Raw genomic sequence first — 1,720 nt, 5'->3', positions numbered from 1 at the left:
TGCTCAGATAGGCAAATTCGGCCAAGGTCTTGTGACTAAAACTAAAGAAATTTGTTATTATTTTTATGACGGAGCTAAAAATTGGGCTAAAAATGGTCTAAATTTGCCTGATAACTTAGCTCACATTTTTGGTTTAATAGTGCCGCCTTTAGTTTTAATAGGAGTTGGTTTAGCGTGTTTATTTATTCCTGTCGTAGGTCCGACTATAGGGGCATCTTTGATATTAATAGGTGGAACATGCTTTTTAATAAATTTGTTTTCCCCTCCTAACGACACTCCTCCTTCTAATAAAATCCCTCCTACTGAAATCAAAAGAATAGAGAAAGAAAATGAAACCACAAAAAAGTTCAATCCGACCGAAGGGAGTTGATAAAAGAGGAGAAAACTGAACCTCACAAACAAATACTTAATACTACAGAACAACCCAATAAACATCAAGAACGTTTTAAAGAGAAATGGTTGGACAATCCGCAAACTCAGAAGAAATACAAAAATTAGTTCAAGCTGAACAAGAGAAAAAACAACAGTTTGATCGTGATAAACAATTTTTAGAAACTAATCTAAAAGCCCAAGAATTAGAACTTTTAAATTTAGAAGCGGAAAAAAATAATTATCAGGACTTATTAAAACAAAAAGAAAAAGTTTTAGAAGAAAATAAAACCTTATCCGAACAAGAAAAAAACGCTTTAAACGAAGAAATAACAGCATTAAAAAATAATTTAACTCACAATACAGAACAATTAACTTTAAAAAATAAAACCATTGCTGATAATCAGCAAAAAATAACTACTTTAGAAGAACAACTAAAACAACAAACCCAAGATTTAGAACAATTAAGACAAGAAATTGAACAAAAAGAAAATATTATCCAAACGAAAGAACAAAATCTAGTCTATAATCAACAATTGTCAACACAAGAAAAAGTTCTTTTACAAACTGAAATTGATGGTTTAAAACAAAATTTACAAACGAATAAAATTAATTTTGAAGCTCAAATACAGTTAAAAGATGAACATATTCGTAATTTAAAAGCTAACGAAACCTTCTTGCAAGAGCAATTGCAAAATAAAAAAGAAAAAACCCGTAATTTAAGAACTCAACATGAAAAAACTTTAACCGAAATTAAAAATCAAATTGAAAAATATCAAAAACAAATTCAAGAATTAGAAACAGAAACTAATAATTTAAAAACGCAAATGGAACAAAATCACAATCAAAGCGAAGAATTGAAAAATATTTTATTAAGTAAACACAAAACTTTAAATGAGATAACTGCAAAAATAAATGAATTGCAACAAACGCAATATGCTTTAATTAAGAATGACAACGCTTATCGTGATTGGCTTAATGCTTGTGATATAAAAAGCAGGATAATATCTACAGTCGAATCATATAGGGATCTTAAAGATCGAACATGTTATTATTCACCTATCCCTTTTAAAATAACAATAACAGACAGAAATGGTCAAGTTCATACATATAATAGTCTGAAATTAAAAAATAAAGATATTTATTATGTGAGATTTGATAAATGGGATGATTACTTTCATTTAACAGATGAAGACAAAAACTTAATAACAAATAAAATATATTTTAGGTGGCGCCCATATATAGATCAAAGCCAAACAACAATATATTCATCAATAATATTTACAGAAAAGGTGAGTACAAAATTACCTCCTATAACACAATTTAATTTAGAAAAAGCAAAAAAAACTCA

General features: G+C 28.0%; 2 pseudogenes. Both read left to right on the top strand.

Annotated features, from left to right (window positions below):
- Window positions 1-370: pseudogene (locus tag RI01_RS02865) on the top strand (hypothetical protein); the annotation flags it as partial.
- 85 nt (window positions 371-455) lie between these two features.
- Window positions 456-1,720, top strand: a pseudogene (locus RI01_RS02860) (hypothetical protein); the annotation flags it as partial.

Origin of the sequence: Italian clover phyllody phytoplasma str. MA1 (assembly GCF_000300695.1) — a bacterium.
Classification (GTDB): domain Bacteria; phylum Bacillota_I; class Bacilli_A; order Acholeplasmatales; family Acholeplasmataceae; genus Phytoplasma.
This window is presented reverse-complemented; position numbering and strand designations above follow the sequence as displayed.